Source organism: Pandoraea capi (assembly GCF_902459735.1).
Classification (GTDB): Bacteria; Pseudomonadota; Gammaproteobacteria; order Burkholderiales; family Burkholderiaceae; genus Pandoraea; species Pandoraea capi.
Window position 1 is genome coordinate 367,928 of the sequence record NZ_CABPRV010000004.1, and the last position, 16,338, is coordinate 384,265.

The 16,338-nt window shown below is 65.1% G+C and carries 12 protein-coding genes; 5 read left to right on the top strand and 7 right to left on the bottom strand.

Annotated elements, in window-relative coordinates; genetic code table 11:
- Positions 1 to 460 precede the first annotated feature (460 nt).
- A complete protein-coding gene (locus PCA20602_RS11690) occupies positions 461 to 1,840 on the top strand; it encodes a DASS family sodium-coupled anion symporter (protein ID WP_150721361.1) in 1,380 nt (459 codons plus the stop codon).
- A 184-nt stretch (positions 1,841 to 2,024) separates the two neighbouring features.
- Positions 2,025 to 3,227, top strand: a complete 1,203-nt coding sequence (locus PCA20602_RS11695; protein ID WP_150721362.1) for a hypothetical protein — start codon at positions 2,025 to 2,027, stop codon at positions 3,225 to 3,227.
- On the opposite strand, the gene PCA20602_RS11700 is transcribed toward PCA20602_RS11695, so the two are convergent.
- Both PCA20602_RS11700 and PCA20602_RS11705 read right to left on the bottom strand, forming a co-directional pair.
- Positions 3,211 to 4,713: a sensor histidine kinase gene (locus tag PCA20602_RS11700; protein WP_150721363.1), complete on the bottom strand. Its 1,503-nt coding sequence runs from the start codon at positions 4,711 to 4,713 to the stop codon at positions 3,211 to 3,213. The two genes, PCA20602_RS11695 and PCA20602_RS11700, sit on opposite strands and share 17 nt — an antisense overlap.
- A complete protein-coding gene (locus tag PCA20602_RS11705; RefSeq protein ID WP_150721364.1) occupies positions 4,713 to 5,465 on the bottom strand; it encodes a response regulator transcription factor in 753 nt (250 codons plus the stop codon). The genes PCA20602_RS11700 and PCA20602_RS11705 overlap by 1 nt, the downstream gene beginning before the upstream one ends.
- A gap of 300 nt (positions 5,466 to 5,765) precedes the next feature.
- Between PCA20602_RS11705 and msrB the strand changes: the two genes are divergently transcribed.
- The 3 genes from msrB (at position 5,766) to msrA (ending at position 9,374) form a co-directional block, all read left to right on the top strand.
- Positions 5,766 to 6,404 carry a peptide-methionine (R)-S-oxide reductase MsrB gene (gene msrB, locus PCA20602_RS11710; RefSeq protein WP_174980995.1) on the top strand — a complete coding sequence of 213 codons (639 nt, stop codon included), beginning with the start codon at positions 5,766 to 5,768 and terminating at the stop codon, positions 6,402 to 6,404.
- A gap of 168 nt (positions 6,405 to 6,572) precedes the next feature.
- Positions 6,573 to 8,462, top strand: coding sequence for a cytochrome c biogenesis protein DipZ (locus PCA20602_RS11715; protein ID WP_150721365.1), 1,890 nt, complete (start codon positions 6,573 to 6,575; stop codon positions 8,460 to 8,462).
- A gap of 102 nt (positions 8,463 to 8,564) precedes the next feature.
- The gene (msrA, locus tag PCA20602_RS11720) at positions 8,565 to 9,374 is read left to right on the top strand and encodes a peptide-methionine (S)-S-oxide reductase MsrA (protein WP_150721366.1); all 810 of its coding nucleotides are present in this window, start codon (positions 8,565 to 8,567) and stop codon (positions 9,372 to 9,374) included.
- A gap of 68 nt (positions 9,375 to 9,442) precedes the next feature.
- Here the strand turns inward: msrA and PCA20602_RS11725 are convergent, their stop codons facing one another.
- From PCA20602_RS11725 to PCA20602_RS11745, 5 genes are all read right to left on the bottom strand, one after another.
- On the bottom strand, positions 9,443 to 9,817 hold the full coding sequence (locus PCA20602_RS11725) for a VOC family protein (protein WP_069343983.1): 375 nt from the start codon (positions 9,815 to 9,817) through the stop codon (positions 9,443 to 9,445).
- Between the two features lie 215 nt (positions 9,818 to 10,032).
- Positions 10,033 to 10,716: a helix-turn-helix transcriptional regulator gene (locus PCA20602_RS11730; protein ID WP_150721367.1), complete on the bottom strand. Its 684-nt coding sequence runs from the start codon at positions 10,714 to 10,716 to the stop codon at positions 10,033 to 10,035.
- A gap of 77 nt (positions 10,717 to 10,793) precedes the next feature.
- Positions 10,794 to 12,074, bottom strand: coding sequence for a c-type cytochrome (locus PCA20602_RS11735; protein WP_150721406.1), 1,281 nt, complete (start codon positions 12,072 to 12,074; stop codon positions 10,794 to 10,796).
- 206 nt (positions 12,075 to 12,280) lie between these two features.
- Complete coding sequence (locus tag PCA20602_RS11740; RefSeq protein ID WP_174980996.1) at positions 12,281 to 13,000, bottom strand: (2Fe-2S)-binding protein; 720 nt, start codon at positions 12,998 to 13,000, stop codon at positions 12,281 to 12,283.
- Positions 12,997 to 16,110: a xanthine dehydrogenase family protein molybdopterin-binding subunit gene (locus PCA20602_RS11745; RefSeq protein WP_246182136.1), complete on the bottom strand. Its 3,114-nt coding sequence runs from the start codon at positions 16,108 to 16,110 to the stop codon at positions 12,997 to 12,999. The genes PCA20602_RS11740 and PCA20602_RS11745 overlap by 4 nt, the downstream gene beginning before the upstream one ends.
- Between the last annotated feature and the right edge of the window lie 228 nt (positions 16,111 to 16,338).

Consider the following 16,338-nt stretch of genomic DNA (forward strand, 5'->3'; position numbering starts at 1 on the left):
CTGCGTACCGACATCGCGCAGCGCCGCTCCCATCGCACAACAGAACTAACCTCGTGCTACCTCTTATGAATCGTTGTGGAATCTTGCAACGATGTCGGTTATGCCATCGAGACCCAATACTTAAGCGTTTCCATGTTCGACGAATTCACGACGCTCGCCACATCGCTATCCCGCCATGCAAATCCATGCCCGCCAACTGTCAACGTTGACAGGCGAAACAGGGCATAGGCCCGAACTATCGCTCCCCACCCCACGTATGAGCGATTTCCTAAGGCACCGCAGCGGCATTCGCGATATCAAAGGCTGGCACGTAACCAATGGAGAGCGATGGACAGTCGTCTCGGAACGCCATCGGTGCCGGACCTCGCCGCTACCGGTCCGGCGCGTGCCCCGCCCCCTCGCTCAGTTTGTTACGACGGGAAACGCCAAGGAAAACTATCGCAACTCGAGGAATCTGGAGATGAACCAACTTGCTGGAACCGTCGCCCGGCAGTGGGCGATGTCCGCCCGCGACGCCTGGATACTGCTCGCCAATCTCGTTCTGATGGTGACGCTGATTTTCGTCCTGCCGTTCGAAGACAAGACCAATCGCGGGCTGGCGCTCGCCGTCTTCATCGCCGTGCTGTGGCTCTCCGAAGCCGTCCATCTGACGGCCACCGCGCTGATGGTGCCGGTGCTTGCCGTGATGCTCGGCATTCTCGACACACCCGCCGCGCTCGGCTCGTTCGCCCATCCCATCGTCTTCCTGTTCTTCGGCGGCTTCGCGCTGGCGACCGCCATGCGAATTCAGGGGCTCGACCGCTTTCTCGCCAACTGGCTCCTCCATCTGGCCGGCGGCCATATGGGACGCGCGGCGTTGATGCTGTTCGCCGCGACCGCCCTGCTCTCCATGTGGGTGAACAACACCTCGACCACGTCGATGATGCTGCCGCTCGCCCTGGGCATCCTCTCGCAGCTCGACGCCGGCCGCGACCGCAAGACCGTGACGTTTCTGCTGCTCGGCATCGCCTACAGCGCGAACATCGGCGGGTTGGGCACCGTGGTCGGCAGCGTGCCCAACGCCATGGTCGCCACCCACCTCGGCATCGATTTCCTGACGTGGGCGAAGTTCGGCGTGCCGCTGGTCGCCGTGTTGCTCCCGCTCATGATCGCGACGACCTGGCTGGTGCTGCGTCCGCGTCTGGACCAGACGGTCGACATCGAGACCGAACCGATGACGTGGACCGGCCAGCGCATCGCCGCCGTCGGCATCTTCGGTTTCACGGTCCTGTCATGGATCTTCAGCCAGCACATCTCGGCGTGGCTTGGCGGCGTGAAGCAACTCGACACACTGATCGCATTGCTCGCCGCGATCCTCATCGCCACCACAGGCGTTGCCTCATGGAAGCAGATTCAGGCCCATACCGACTGGGGCGTGCTGCTGCTCTTCGGCGGCGGTCTTACGCTCAGCGTGGTGCTGCGCGACTCCGGCGCCAGCGTCGTCATGGCACAAGGCGTGTCGAGCGTCTTCGCGACGAGCCCCGTTCTCGTGATCCTGCTCATCACGGCCGCATTCATCGTTTTCCTCACCGAGTTGACGAGCAACACGGCCAGCGCCGCGATTCTGGTGCCGATCTTCGCCGCCATCTCGCTGTCGCTGGGCCTGCCAGAGGCGTTGCTGACGATGGTGATCGGCATCGGCGCATCGTGCGCGTTCATGCTGCCCGTGGCCACCCCGCCCAATGCCATCGTGTTCGGCACCGGCAGCGTGCCGCAAAGCCGGATGGTCCGCGCAGGGCTCGGGATCAACCTCGTCTGCATCGTCGTCATTACCGCGTTTGCATGGTTCCTGTGGCGCTAAGGCGGTCGACCGAAGGCGCGCCGTCGATCCCCCGTAGACACGCCTTCGGCCCATCCCGGAACGGGCTGGCGCGGACACGTCACACGGAGCCGGTACAATTGCAGAAAAACACCTCCGGCAATCCGTTGCGATGATGTCTGCTTCACCTGCCCGAACTGTCCAATCCATGCTTTCTTTACGTCCCATGCGCGGTGCTCTTGCACTCGCCACACTCACCGCCGTGCTCGCCGGCTGCGCCAGCACACCGCCGGGCACCGCCCCGGCCAGCCAGAAAGTGACGCATACGCCGGTATCGGCGCCCGCGAACGCCGCCACCCCGGCCACCGCCGTCGAAGCGGCTCAGCCCGTCACACCGCTGCCGTGGTGCGTGCAAACCTCCCTTCGCGAAGAAGACGACCTGATGCGCAACTTCGGCGGCATTCCCGCCGGCGTTCGCAAAATCGAGGAAACGCGCTTCATCGCCAGCTACGACCGCGCGACCGGCAAGGTCGGCTCGCTCGATAACGGCAACCGCATCGTGATGGAGTTCGACCCGCAAGGTCATCTGCTCGCCAGCACCGATCGTGGCCGTTACACCTACGGCGCGGACGGTCGACTGCACAGCATCGACGGTGCAACCGTAGACTGGGAGGGGCCCGACGCGTGGATCGTGCACGCGGTGCGCCATCCGGCATGGAAGGAGCAGGTGCGTCAGGAGGATGGGCACCTGGAATGGACGCGCAGCATCGTGTCCGCGTCAAACAGCCTGCATCACCGCCGCCCGGGCACCGTGCAGGCACGACAGTTCGACGACGAGTGCTTCGCGTTGTCGCGTCAGTGGGAAGCGCCGAACGAAGCCCGGCGGGTGATCACGGCGGATGGCCGGGCACGTCCCGCCCCGAAGATGGTGTCGTATCGCACCTTTGCGAGCGTCGAGCGCAAGGCCGATGGTGGCCGTATCGTGCGTGATAACGGCGCTTCGGCCTTTATCGACGGACAGTGGCTACCGCTGGCCTGGGACAACGAGGTCTCGGAATATTCTCCGAAACACGAGCTGATGCGCGTCACCCGCACCGATGCGGCAACCGGCGAGCGTCACGTGTCCGAGTATCACTACAAGTACGACAGCCACGGCAACATCGTGCGCATCGTCATCACATCGCCCGGCGACAGGGTCGACCCGTTTGCCAACGTTTTCGTGCGCAAGCTGACGTATTTCGACGCGGCAACCGGTGTCGCACTCAATGGCTCAATTGGCGCGAATGGCTCGAACGGTGCATCGATGCCCGCCCCGACCCTGCCTGTCGTTTCGGCACCGGCAGTGACTGCAACGCCCCCAGCCACAACGGTGGCGTTGCCTGCGGCAGCTTCTGCCGCCACCGGCAACGCGCTTACGTCGGCAAAGTAAAGCGGAACGTTGCGCCCTGCCCCGCCTGACCGGTCGTATCCATTAACGTGATGCGCCGGTCGTGCAGTTGCAGGATACGGTGCACGATCCGCAATCCGAGCCCGCCTTCACGGCGAGCGCCGCCTACCGTAAAGGGACGCTCGAAGAGCCCTTCGCGCGCATTCTCCGGAATGCCCGGCCCCGTGTCGCTCACGCGCACCTCGATTTCCGAGCCGACCGGCGCCACCGCCACCGTGATCTCCCCGCCCGACGGCGTATAGCGCAACGCGTTTTCCAGCAGGTTCGTGAACACGCGCTCGATCAGTCCGAGATCGGCGCGGGCGGCCGGAATCTGCGGGGCCAGTTGTGCGCGCAATGCCACGCCGCGCGACTCAGCGCTCAGTTCGAATTTCTGGAAGACGTCCTGAATCAGATCCGTCACCGAGAACGGCTCCGCCTCGGGTTGCACGAACCCGTGCTCCAGACGCGCCAGCTCGAACAGCGACTGCGCCAGCGCGCCCACCTTACGGCTCTGATCCAACGCGATGCCCAGATAGCGCCGCCGCTCGGCGGGCGTGAGCGTGGCGTCCTTGAGCGAGAGCGTCTCCAGATAGCCGTGCATCGACGAAAGCGGCGTTCGCAGATCGTGGGAGATGTTGGCGATGAGTTCGCGCCGCTCCTGATCCTGACGCGTCAACGTGCGCCACTGCGTGCCCAGCCGCTCGGCCATCTGACGGAAAGCACGCTCCAGCACCATGATTTCGTCGCTGGGCCGCGACTGCTGTGCCGCCAGTTCCTCGGCCGACATCGACGACATGGGGGCGGGCGCGGCAACCGGCGGTGCGGCGTCGATATCGAATTCGCGCACGGTATCGGTCAGGCGACGCAATGGGCGCGTGATGAGCGCGAACGCCGCCAGACCGGCGATCAGGCACAACGCCGCCACCAGTCCGATCGACCACAGCGCCGTGTTCAGTGCCGCGCTCGTCGCGCCACGCTCGGCGAAGCGGTCGTGCGCCTCACCCAACAGCACCACGTACACGTAGCCGACTTCGCGCCCATCCACACGCAACGGGGCCGCGCTGAACACTTTGCGCACATCGCTGTTGCGCGGATCGTCGCCGTAAATCGGCAGCGCTTCGCCATCGATCAGTTGATGCACCGGCCCGAGGTCGACCTGCGTGCGTCGCAGGCGTCCCTCCGGTGCGGCGTGCCCGGTGATGCGGCCCTGTTCGTCGAGCAGATAGACCTCGACGCTCGGGTTCACGACCATGAGTTGCCCGAACAGACGCCGCACGGCGTCGGGCTTCATGCCGTTCGCGTCCATCAGTTGCGCGTTCGCGGCGATATGTTCGGCCAGCCCGCGCGACAGCCCCTGAATTACTTCGGCTTCGTGCATGCGGTTCGCCTGCACCTGCATCCATGCGGACGTGCCGCTGCAAATCAGCAGCAGGACTGCGAAAACGACCGACAGGCGTTGAGTCAGTGTGAGATTCCAGCGACGCATCACGCAGCTCCTGCCTCGCCACCGGCGCCACCCGCGCCATCGGGTGCGCCGTCGTTCGCGAACTTGTAGCCACGGCCCCACACCGTCAGGATGCGCGTCGGCTGCGCCGGATCGGCCTCGATCTTCGCGCGCAACCGGTTGATGTGCGTGTTGACGGTGTGCTCGTAGCCCTCGTGCTGATACCCCCACACGGCGTTGAGCAGATCCATGCGCGAGAACACCTTGCCGGGCTGGCGAGCGAAGAAATACAGCAGATCGAACTCGCGCGGCGTGAGATCCAGCAGCTTGCCGGCGAGCGACGCCTCGCGGGCGATCGGATCGATGAAGAGACCCGCGATCGCCAGACTGCCCGCTTCCATGCGGGCGTTGCGCGCCAGGGCGTCGACACGGCGCATGAGCGCCTTGACCCGCGCCACCAGCTCCAGCACGGAAAACGGCTTGGCGAGATAGTCGTCCGCGCCCAGCTCCAGCCCGAGAATGCGGTGCACCTCGCTGGAGCGGGCGCTCGTAATGATGATGGGGGTGTAACGGGTCATTTCACGCGCCCGGCGGCAGATCTCAAGCCCGTCGACGCCCGGCAGCATCAGATCGAGAATCAGCGCATCCCATCCGCCTTCGGCCAGACGGCGCAAGCCCTCGTTGCCGTCGGCGCAATGCACGACTTCAAAGCGCTCGTCGCGCAGATGCAGCGTGAGCAGGTCGGCGATATGCACGTCGTCTTCGACGAGCAGAACACGGCGCGGCGATTCCATCGAACGGGTGGCTCCCGAAAAGTGAGGGCGGCGGATGATAACCGATGCTAGCGGCACTTTAGCGCCCTGATAGCAGCGTATTAGCAGATGCTAACGGCTCCCATTGTGCGCAGAACCGGCGCTCGCAGGTATCACGAATTGTTTAATTTTACGTGAGGACTTTGCCATCGCTCGCGCACTACCCTTCAGTCATCGATCCGGCGTGGATCCCCTCTGTGCCGTACCACCGCCGTCGCGCTCCCCGTTTTTGCTGCGGCGGGGCCAGCCCACCCCGGATCGTCCCACTGACCGGAGGATGTCATGAGATTGTCCGATTTGTACCCGCCCAAGCCACGCAAGCCGATCCAGGCGCTTGAGGCAAAACACTCGCCGGCGCCGCGCCAGAGCGCGCAATCCGGCGCCGCCGACGCCGGGGCTACGCCTGCCCGCCGTCTCTTCCTGCTGAGCGCGAGCGCTGCTGCCGCCGCAGCAGCCGCCGGACTGGTACCGCGTCTGGTGCGTCCGGCCTTTGCCGACGACAGCCGCCGTGCGGGCGCATCGGCACATTTCGAGGTCGCCTTCAGCGACGCCGAATGGCGCAAGCGTCTCTCGCCCGGACAGTACGAAATCCTGCGTCAGGAAGGCACCGAACGCCCGTATTCCAGCCCGCTGAACGACGAACACCGCGCCGGCACCTTCGCGTGCGCGGGCTGTGCACAGCCGCTGTTCTCGTCGCGCACCAAGTTCGACAGCCATACCGGCTGGCCGAGCTTCTGGACCCCGCTCGACAAGGCCGTGGGCACCCGCACCGACACCACGTTCGGGATGATTCGCACCGAAGTCCATTGCAGCCGTTGCGGCGGCCATCTGGGTCACGTATTCGACGACGGCCCGAAGCCGACCGGCCTGCGCTACTGCATGAACGGTCTGGCGATGACATTCCTCCCGCAAGCCGCCTGAGTGCCCGCACGGGTCCCGCCAGCCAGCCCGATGGCAAGCGACGAGACCCGCAGCGGCACTCAGGCAATGAAGAGAAGCACCGTCCCGGCTGAAGCCGGTCCCGACTCACCGCTCACTCTATAAAAACTCGCACCGTCCGAAGGTCGGACGTCGCCCAAGGAGCGCTTCATGACTTTGCTCATCCTTGCCTACCTCGGTGGGATTCTGACGATCGTCAGCCCGTGCATCTTGCCGGTGCTGCCGTTCGTGTTCTCGCGCGCCGGCCAGTCGTTCTCGCGCAGCGTGCTGCCCATGCTCGCCGGCATGGTGCTGATGTTCGCGGTCGTCGCCACGCTCGCCGCCGTCGGCGGTAACTGGGTCGTGCAGGCCAACCAGTACGGACGCTGGCTCGCCCTCGCGCTCGTCGCCATCTTCGGTGCGACGCTGCTGTTCCCGAAACTGGCCGAACGCCTGACGCACCCGCTCGTGTCGCTCGGCAATCGTCTGACGCAGTCCGCACAAGGCGACGGCACAACCCCCGATGGCGAACCGAAGGGTGCCGGCCCGGGCGCCTCGTTCCTGCTCGGCATCGCCACCGGTCTGCTGTGGGCGCCCTGCGCAGGCCCGATTCTCGGTCTGGTGCTCACCGGCGCCGCCCTGCAAGGCGCGAGCGTCGGCACCACGTTGCTGCTGATCGCTTACGCGGCAGGTGCAGCGACCTCGCTCGCACTCGCGTTGCTCGTCGGCGGACGCGTCTTCGCCAGCATGAAGCGCTCCCTCGGCGCAGGCGAATGGATTCGCCGCGTGCTGGGCGGCCTGATGCTCGCAGGCGTCGGTGCGATTGCGCTGGGTCTCGACACGGGCGTACTCGCCCAATTATCGACGGCGTCGACCGGCGGGATCGAACAGCGTCTGGTCGACCAACTGGGCGGACGAGGCAATGCAGCGAATGGCGGGAACAACGGCAATAGCGCCAACAACGCCGCCGCCGATACCCCGACGGCAGACGCTGGCAATGGCACGAACAGCACGAACAACGCTGCCGGTGGACCCGCCATGATGGCCGCGAGCAATGCCATGGTTCGCACCGCAGCGAGCGAGCCCGCACCGCTGCCCGTCGAAGGCCAGTTGCCCTCGCTCGATGGTGCCGTGCAATGGCTCAATTCGCCGCCGCTCACCGCACAGGCACTGCGTGGCAAGGTCGTGCTCATCGACTTCTGGACCTACTCCTGCATCAACTGCCTGCGCACGCTGCCGTACGTGAAAGCGTGGGCACAAAAGTATCGCGATCAGGGGCTCGTCGTCATCGGCGTACACGCACCGGAATTCGCCTTCGAGCGCGACATCGGCAACGTGAAGAAAGCCGTGCACGATCTCGGCGTCGACTATCCGGTCGCCATCGACAACAACTACGCCATCTGGCGCGGCTTCAATAATCAGTATTGGCCGGCGCACTACTTCGTCGATGCGCAGGGCCGCGTGCGTTACCACCACTTCGGTGAGGGCAACTACGCCGAGTCGGAGCGCGTGATCCAGCAACTGCTGCGTGAAGCCGGCGCCAAGCAGGTCGCCGACAGCATCACGGACGTCAAGGCCAACGGCGTACAACAAGCCGCCGACACGGGCGACGTGAAGTCGCCGGAAACGTACGTCGGTTACGAACGTGCCGAGAACTTCGCGTCGCCGGGCGGTGCCGTGAAGGATGCCGTGAACGAGTACCGCGCCCCGTCGATGCCGTCGCTCAACCACTGGGGACTGGCCGGGCAATGGAAGGTCGGCCCTGAGCAGGCGACGGCAACGCAGGTTGGCGCACGCATCGTCTACCGCTTCCATGCACGCGACCTGCACCTCGTGCTTGGCCCCGACGCCAGCGGCAAGCCCGTGCGCTTCCGTGTGAGCGTCGACGGCGAGGCCCCGGGCGAAGCGCATGGCACCGACGTCGCGGCCGACGGCACCGGCACGGTGACCTCGCAGCGTCTGTATCAACTGGTCCGTCAAAAGGGCGACGTGCGCGACCACACGTTCAGCATCGAGTTTCTCGACGCCGGGGCATCTGCCTACGCCTTCACGTTCGGGTGATCGAAAAACCATGACTCACTAACGCCGTACAAGGCCGTACAAGGCCATACCGACCCTAACAACACCGCAACCGAGGCGTCCGTCGACGCCGGGAGTCTTAAGATGACCAAGTTCGATTCACAACAACGGCAACAACAGCAGCAACAGCAGCAACCGCTCCATCACGATGCCGCCACATCGCGCCGCAAGACGTCACCGATCTCGCACTTGCGACGCGCCCTGATCGGCACGGCCGCCGTCGCCGCCGGGGTCTTCGTGTGGCAATCGGGGGCGTTCGCCTTTGGCGCCGAGGATGCCGTGGTCATTGCCGCGCCGAAGCTCGACGAACCGTCGACGGGCGCCCGCACCGAAACGGCGGTCTTCGCCGGCGGCTGCTTCTGGGGCGTGCAGGGTGTCTTCCAGCACGTGAAGGGCGTGACGAAGGCCGAGTCGGGCTATGCCGGCGGCACTGCCAAGACGGCCGACTATGAGACCGTCAGCACGGGCTCGACCGGACATGCCGAATCGGTGCAGGTGACGTTCGATCCGCAGCAGGTGTCTTACGGCAAGCTGCTGCAAATCTACTTCTCGGTGGCGCATAACCCCACGGAGGTGAACCGCCAGGGCCCGGACAGCGGCACGCAATACCGCTCGGCCGTCTTCCCGATGACCGATGCACAGCGCCAGGTCGCCACCGCCTACATCGCTCAGCTGGACGCCTCGCACGCCTACAACAAGCCCATTGCCACGAAGGTCGAGAAGTACACGGGTTTCTACGCTGCCGAGACGTATCACCAGGACTTCCTCACGGAGCACCCGACCTATCCGTACATCGTCATCAACGATCTGCCGAAGGTGAAGGACCTCAAGCGCATTTTCCCCACGCAGTACCGCGATTCGCCGGTGCTCGTGAAAACCGCGTCGACGAAGTAAATGTTGCGGTGGAGGAGAACGACAACGGCCTCGTCATATAGGCCGTTGTCGTAGATTTGGCGTTCGGATCAACGATTCTCGGCAAGGCGGTAAACACGCAGACGATGCCCATCCGGATCGGACGCGACGAACGTGCGGCCGAAGTCCATCGTCGTCGGCGCCTGAAGAATCGTGATGCCTCGCGAACTCCAGTCCTCCCACGTCGCGTCGACGTGTGCATACGACGCCACCGGGAACACCACCTCGCTACCGCCCGGCGGCGCAATCGCCGTCGGCGCCACGGAGAAGCGCGCCCACAGGCCGAGCTTCATCCCCGAGGGAAAAGCAAACAACGCAAATCCCGGCGACGCTTCCACCGGTTCCAGATCGAACAGATCCGAATAGAAACCCGCGCTTTCGGGCGGGCTGGCAACGTACAAATTGATCATGTCGGGATGCAGCATGACGAGCTCCTGTCGTTCGTTATCGATGAAGTTTTTATGGACAACGCCGCTTCGATCGCTGGCGAATCGAATGCCGTCCTGCGTTGTCATGAACGTCATCGTACGAAGGGATGCTGTCAGTTTTTGTCAGCAGCAAAACACCGATTTGAAACGCATCGACGAACGGCTTTTGCACCGTCCGTCACACCGCCGACACATGCAAAACCGACGGCAACTCAATCCTTGCCCGTCGTCTCGCGCCACGCTTTGAGCAACGCGCGACGCCCGCGCGGGTAACGCGTTACGGTCACCGCCATCGCCTCGATACGATCACAGCGGAAGCTGCGAAAATCGTCGCGCAATTCGCACCACGCCAGAATCATGCGAACACGGTCGAAGAAGCCGAGTGCGAACGGCCAGACGACGCGCTCCGACAGGCGTCCCGCTTCGTCGCGGTAGGAGAGATGGAGTTTGCGTTCGGCGCGAATGGCCTCACGAATGTCGGTCAGCTCGACGATCATCGGCGGCAACGGATCGCCCGGCCCGATGAGCAATGTCGACGCCTCCAGCGACGTGCGCAGATCCGACGGCAGCACGGCGGCGATCTTCGCCAGCGCGTTCGCGGCGGCGTCCGCCAGCGCCCCGTCGGTGCGCTTCGCGACCCAGCGCGAGCCGAGCACGATCGCCTCGATTTCCTCTTCCGAGAACATCAGCGGCGGCAGCATGAACCCCGGCTTGAGCACGTAGCCCAGCCCCGGCGCGCCTTCGATGTGCGCGCCTTGCGACTGCAATTCGGCGATGTCCCGATAGAGCGTGCGCAAGCTCACGCCGAGCGAAGTGGCGAGCGCCGCCCCCGCCACCGGATAGCGGTGACGGCGTAGCAACTGCATCAGGGAAAAGAGACGTTGTGTGCGGGACATGGCGCGTCATTATGCGCCATGTCCCGCCACGTCCGATATGTCGCACAGCGTCGGACGACGCCGGCATGGCTTGCGATTTACTTCTGACGCAGTTGCTTGACGATCTCGGAATTCACGTCGCCCGCCTGCCCGCCGTACGCCACGCGCAGGTAGTTCGACAGCTCCGAGATCTGCGCGTCGGTGAGCCGTCTGTCGAAGCCCGGCATGTCCTGCATTGCTTCGAGTCCCGGGAATTTCTGCGCCTCGACCCCATCGAGAATCGTGACGATCAGATTGCGCGGATCCTTCTGACGCACCGTCGAATTGCCCAGCATCGATACGGCCACGTGCGGCTTGCCGGTGCCGTCGGCTGCGTGGCAGCCGGCGCAAACGGCGAGATACAGGTTACGGCCCGCCATCAGCTTGCTCGTATCGGGATGCTCCGGCAGCGGCTTCGGGGCCGGCGGCGCATCGCCGAGCAGGTACGTCGACAATGCACGCAGATCGTCTCCCGTCAGATACTGCGTACTCAGATGCACCACCGGATACATCTCGCCGAACGCCGAGCCTTGCGGCGCGATGCCGGTGCCGAAGAACGTTTGCAGATCCTTCACCGTCCAGCCGCGTGCCGCCAGCGCGTCGGGCGTCAGATCGGGCGCCGCGATACGCGCGAGCGCCGCGCCGCCGAGCGGCTTCGCCTTGTCGAGCTGCCCGAAGGTGCCGCGCGGGGTGTGGCACTCCGCGCAATGGCCGAGGGCGTTGGCGAGGTAGCGTCCGCGCAGCCAGTCGGCCGACTGGCCTTTCGATGCGTCGGGCAACGTGTCCTTCAGGAACATCCAGTCCCACGCGCGCATGGCGAAGCGCATGTTGTACGGGAACGAGAGGTCGTGTTTGCGGTTGGGCACGGCGGCCGGTTTCACCGACATCAGATAAGCGTAGATGGCGTCGCTGTCCGCGCGCGTCATCTGCCGGTACGACGTGTACGGCATGGCGGGATACAGCACCTTGTCCGGCGCCACGCCATCGTGCAACGCGCGGTAGAACTCGTCTGCCGTCCATCCGCCGATGCCGTTCGTCTTGTCCGGCGTGATGTTGGTCCCGTAGAACGTGCCGAACGGCGACTTGAGCGGCACGCCCCCCGCGAACGGCGCACCGTCTGCGCTCGTATGACACGCCGCGCAGTCTGCCGCACGCGCCAGATACTTGCCGCGCGTGATCAGTTCGGACGGGGCCTGCGATGCTGGCGCGGACGTCGGGGCAACCGTTGCCGACGACGCTTTCGCCGCAGGCTCGCTGGCCGATGCCGCCGGTGCCGACGCTGCCGATGTAGCCGCAGACGCCGCCGGTGCGCTCGCCGCTGCCGGGGCGTCCGCTGCCATCGCGTTCGTCACGAGCGACGGGATCATCGACGTCTTCGGCTTCGGCGGTTGCGTCGGCTCGGGCGGCTTCGGCGTGTTCGAGTCGTTGCACGCGGTGACGAGCAACACAGTGGCGAGACACGCCACGCGCAGCCCCCATCGGGAGACGCGAGATCCGCGGGAGGCGCGAGTCGAATGCATGGTGGTTCCTGTCATTTCGCGCCCCCTCACTTCGCGTCCTTGATGCAACCGGGCGTCTTCAGCACAACGTCGCGCACGGCCTCGTAATAGCGCACATAACCCGTGCACCGGCAGATCTGATCGTTGAGCCCTTCGGTGATCGCGGCTTCAAGATCCGCCCGTGCAATCGGTTGACGCTTCAGCCGCTCGATCAGCACCGTCGCCGCATTCACGAACCCCGGGGTGCAGTAGCCGCACTGGAAGCTGAAATGATCGAGGAACGCCTGCTGGATCGGCGCGAGCGACACCTTGCCGTCGGCGTCGCGCGTGGCGTGCCCTTCCACCGTGCGTACCGTCTTCCCGTCGAAATAGTTCGCACCGGTGATGCAGCTACGCACCGTCTCACTGCTGCCGTCGGCATGATCGACGATCACCACGCACGCATGGCAGATGCCCTGCCCGCACCCCAGACGGGAGCCGGTCAGCCCCAGCGTCTCGTGCAGGAAGTCGATCATCATCAGGCCGGCGGGCACGTCCATCGGACCGTGCGACACGCCGTTGACTTTCACCGTCACGGGTAACGTTTCCCACGGTTTCTTGCCATTCGACGGCGTCGAAACCGGTGCAGCACTCGCGCTGCTCATGGGTTGCGTCGCGGCGGCCGCAGACGCAGCAGACGCCGCGGAAGCCGATGCCGCCGTCGCGTTCGCGTCTGACGCCGCCTGTGGTGCGCTCACCGCGCCCGGTGCGTTCGTTGTGTCCGTCATGCCAGTACCTCCTGGATCTTCTCCGGCGTCACCGGCAAATCAGTAAATCGATGGCCGATCGCGTGCGCGAGGCCGTTCACAATGGCGCCCACCACGGGAATCATCACCACTTCGGCGATGCCCTTGGGCACGTCGGTCTCTGAGATCGGCGGCAGCACTTCGCCCGTTTGCGTCCACACCGCGACGTCCACCGCGCGCGGCAGGTGATAACGGTTGAAGTTCCACGTGCCATTGCCGGGGCCGTCTTCGTACAGCGGCAGGTATTCGTGCAACGCATGGCCGATGCCCATCGCGAGCCCGCCTTGCAGTTGCCCCGAGACGAGTTGCGGCGAAATCTGATTGCCGCACTCCATGATCGAGTGATGCGAAATCAGTTCGACCTTGCCCGACGCTTCGTGCACGGACAATTCGACGAGCGTGCCTACCGCGCTGTAGTACGTCACGGCCGCGTTGTTGCGCTGCACCGGCGGGTAATAGACGCGCTTGCGGTCGAAAGTCCGATAGCCGGTGGCGGGCACGGGTGCCGCGACTTGCGCCCCTATGGCATTCGTGGCGCTCGCGTTGGCCGACTGCGCGCCTTTCGCGCCCTGCGATGCGGATGCGGCGGCCGACTTCGCCGGCGCATTACCGCTGCGATGCGCAGCCTTCGCCGCGGGGGCCTGCACCGCCTGCGTCTGTGCTGCCGTAGCCGCCGGGTTCGCCCCGCCCTTGCCGAAACGCAGCGCAATGCCGTCGACCGGCAGGCGCTGCGTCACACCGTCGCCCAGATCCCAGTCGGCTTCGGCCCACTGCCAGCGGTTGAACACGTGCACCGTCGCGCCCGTGGCGAGTCCCAGATCGTGGGCCGTCTTCGCGAGCACGGCGAACGGCAGCGCTTCGAGCCCGGCCGCGGAAAGCTTGCCCTCGACCCAGCGCGCGTCTTCGGCGCGCACCACGAGCGGTGCGGCCTGACCGCCGCCCAGCCCCCGTCGCCAGATCGACAGCGCCGCCGGCCAGAGGCCCTGCAGGAACAGCAGACGCGCGGCTTCGCGCGTGCTGTGCGTGAAATAAAACGCGGAGTTCGTAGCGCTCGACGGCGACGCATACCCCGGCGACCAGCGCGGGTTCGCCGCGAGCTTGTCCTGATCGCCCTGCGACATCAGGTACGGATCGCCACTCGTGACGACCGGCAGTTCCGGCCAGTCGGTGATGGCGATATGCACGTCCGTCGCGGGCATGCCCAGCCATTTCGCCACCGCCACCGCCTGCGACGTAGACGTTCCTGTACCGATCTCCGCCGCCGTGTGGTGCAGCGAAATCTTGCCGGTCTCGTCGAACTCCACGCGCGCAAACGACGTCTCCGCGCCCGTGCCGAAGTCCTTCTGCACACACGCGAATCCCACGCCGTAGCGACGCCCCGGATGCGCGGCTTCATACTCGGCTTTCTTCTTGTCGCGCTGCGTCCACAATGGATGTGCCTTCGCGCGGGCGAGCACTTCGTCGACCCGCACCGCCCCGGCGGGGATCGCACCCTGCGTGTTCTTCATGCCCGAGCGCAATGCGTTCTTCATGCGGAAGTCGATCGCGTCGAGACCGAGTTGCGCGGCCATCTCGTCGATCATCATCTCGGTGGCCGCCATCGACTGCAACGTGCCGTAGCCGCGCGCCGAGCCCGCATCGATCGCGCGCGAGGCAATCGCCACGCTCGCCAGATCGCTTTGCGGGAAGTAGTAGATCGACTGCGCGGCCGTAGCACCCACCATCGCCACCGAGGGCGAGAAGTTCATGCGGCCGCCGCCGTTGCACTCCATGTCGGCTGCGAACGCCTGAAGCATGCCGCTCTCTTTGTCGACGCCGATGCGATAGCGCATCGTGAAGGCGTGGCGCTTGAGCGACGTCTGAAACTGTTCGTAGCGGTCGTTGGCGAGCCGCACCGGCAGGCCGTCGCCGTACATCGCGGCGGCCAGTCCGTAGAACGGCATGTTGTAGTGATCCTTCGAGCCGTAGCCGACCGTGTAGCACGGATAGACAATCAGACGCCTGACCGGAAAGTGCCCTTTCGCCGCCATCGCCGCCGCGTTCTCCGCCACTTCCGACGGCGACTGCGTGGGCACCACCATGTGCAGCGTTTGCGTCGCGGCGTCGTACCAGCAGTTGGCGTTATCGGGTTCGAGCGCCGCCGTGTCGACCGATTGCGTGCGGTACTCGCGCGACATCACCAGCCAGCTCGCCGGCGGATGCGCGAGCGCGTCGCCGATCTTGCCCGCATGCGCCATGCCCTGCTCGTCGAGTTTGCCGTGGTCGTTACCATCCGGCCAGACAGGCAGATGCTTGCGCATCATGCTCGGGAAGATCGGGGCGTCCTTCAGACTGGAGTAGACGTCATCGTCGTAGGCTGTCTTGCCACCCACACGCACGTACCGGAAGCTGCCCCACGGGTCGCGTTCCAGCGGGCCGGTGACATCACCGTAACGAATGATTTCGTCGTGGAACTTGAGCTTGTCCTTGGCGAAGCGAAAGCGCGTGAAATCCTTGTAGATCAGAATCGCGACCGCGTGCCCGAGATAGGCGGGCGTCTTGCCCGTGGGCAGCAGCATGTCGTCGCCATAGAACTCGGGGAAGGCGATGCCGTCGCGTGCGAGATCGTCGGCCGTCACCAGACGATCGGGTTGCAGACCGTCATCCAGACGCGAGAGATCGAAGCCGAGATAGGGACGGTCGGCGAGCGTCGTGCGCAGCACGAAGGCATGCGCCTGTTGCGCGGGCCAGCCCGGCATGTCGCGCGCGCGAACGTCGCGCGCGAAAATCTTGCTGCCGGTGACTTTGGCCGTGCCGTCGATACGGAATTTCGCTTGTCCCTTGACGGCGTCCCACGCGACCGGCGTGAGGTTCCTGTCTTCGAAGAGCGCGGCGAATGCCCGGCTGCCCATCGGCGCGATGTACACGGAGATCCCCGCGATAACCGACGCCTTGAGGAACCCGCGACGCGTCAACGCGAATCCGGGCGACGTCTCGGGACTCGTGGTGTTCGATGCACTTGGGGAGGATTGGGGGGATGCGCTGGCGTCATGACGAGCGTCGTCGCTCGACACGGCCGCAGATGGACTGTGTTTTCTTGGCAGGCGCGGCATATGCGTTCCGTCCGTCTTGTTTTGGGGGGACGTGCCACGAACACGAATGCGACCCGCAATTCCCGAACGACAAAACGGCACTGCAACGATTCACGCGGCCACATCGTCACGCACTGACGTCACGTACATCGCTGACGTCTGACGATATGGACCCACGATGCATGTTCACAATGCGTGACATTCGCGCGCCGTGATGCGCTCAGGAAGTGCGATGAGAACACGCTTCAT

What these genes read in the sequence shown, in the direction of transcription:
- PCA20602_RS11715 (WP_150721365.1), top strand. Translation starts at nt 6,573, where the DNA reads ATGACTTTGCTCATCCTTGCCTACCTCGGTGGGATTCTGACGATCGTC.
- PCA20602_RS11740 (WP_174980996.1), bottom strand. Translation starts at nt 13,000, where the DNA reads ATGACGGACACAACGAACGCACCGGGCGCGGTGAGCGCACCACAGGCG.
- PCA20602_RS11700 (WP_150721363.1), bottom strand. Translation starts at nt 4,713, where the DNA reads ATGCGTCGCTGGAATCTCACACTGACTCAACGCCTGTCGGTCGTTTTC.
- PCA20602_RS11725 (WP_069343983.1), bottom strand. Translation starts at nt 9,817, where the DNA reads ATGCTGCATCCCGACATGATCAATTTGTACGTTGCCAGCCCGCCCGAA.
- PCA20602_RS11705 (WP_150721364.1), bottom strand. Translation starts at nt 5,465, where the DNA reads ATGGAATCGCCGCGCCGTGTTCTGCTCGTCGAAGACGACGTGCATATC.
- PCA20602_RS11690 (WP_150721361.1), top strand. Translation starts at nt 461, where the DNA reads ATGAACCAACTTGCTGGAACCGTCGCCCGGCAGTGGGCGATGTCCGCC.
- PCA20602_RS11695 (WP_150721362.1), top strand. Translation starts at nt 2,025, where the DNA reads ATGCGCGGTGCTCTTGCACTCGCCACACTCACCGCCGTGCTCGCCGGC.
- PCA20602_RS11745 (WP_246182136.1), bottom strand. Translation starts at nt 16,110, where the DNA reads ATGCCGCGCCTGCCAAGAAAACACAGTCCATCTGCGGCCGTGTCGAGC.
- PCA20602_RS11735 (WP_150721406.1), bottom strand. Translation starts at nt 12,074, where the DNA reads ATGGCAGCGGACGCCCCGGCAGCGGCGAGCGCACCGGCGGCGTCTGCG.
- PCA20602_RS11730 (WP_150721367.1), bottom strand. Translation starts at nt 10,716, where the DNA reads ATGTCCCGCACACAACGTCTCTTTTCCCTGATGCAGTTGCTACGCCGT.
- msrA (WP_150721366.1), top strand. Translation starts at nt 8,565, where the DNA reads ATGACCAAGTTCGATTCACAACAACGGCAACAACAGCAGCAACAGCAG.
- msrB (WP_174980995.1), top strand. Translation starts at nt 5,766, where the DNA reads ATGAGATTGTCCGATTTGTACCCGCCCAAGCCACGCAAGCCGATCCAG.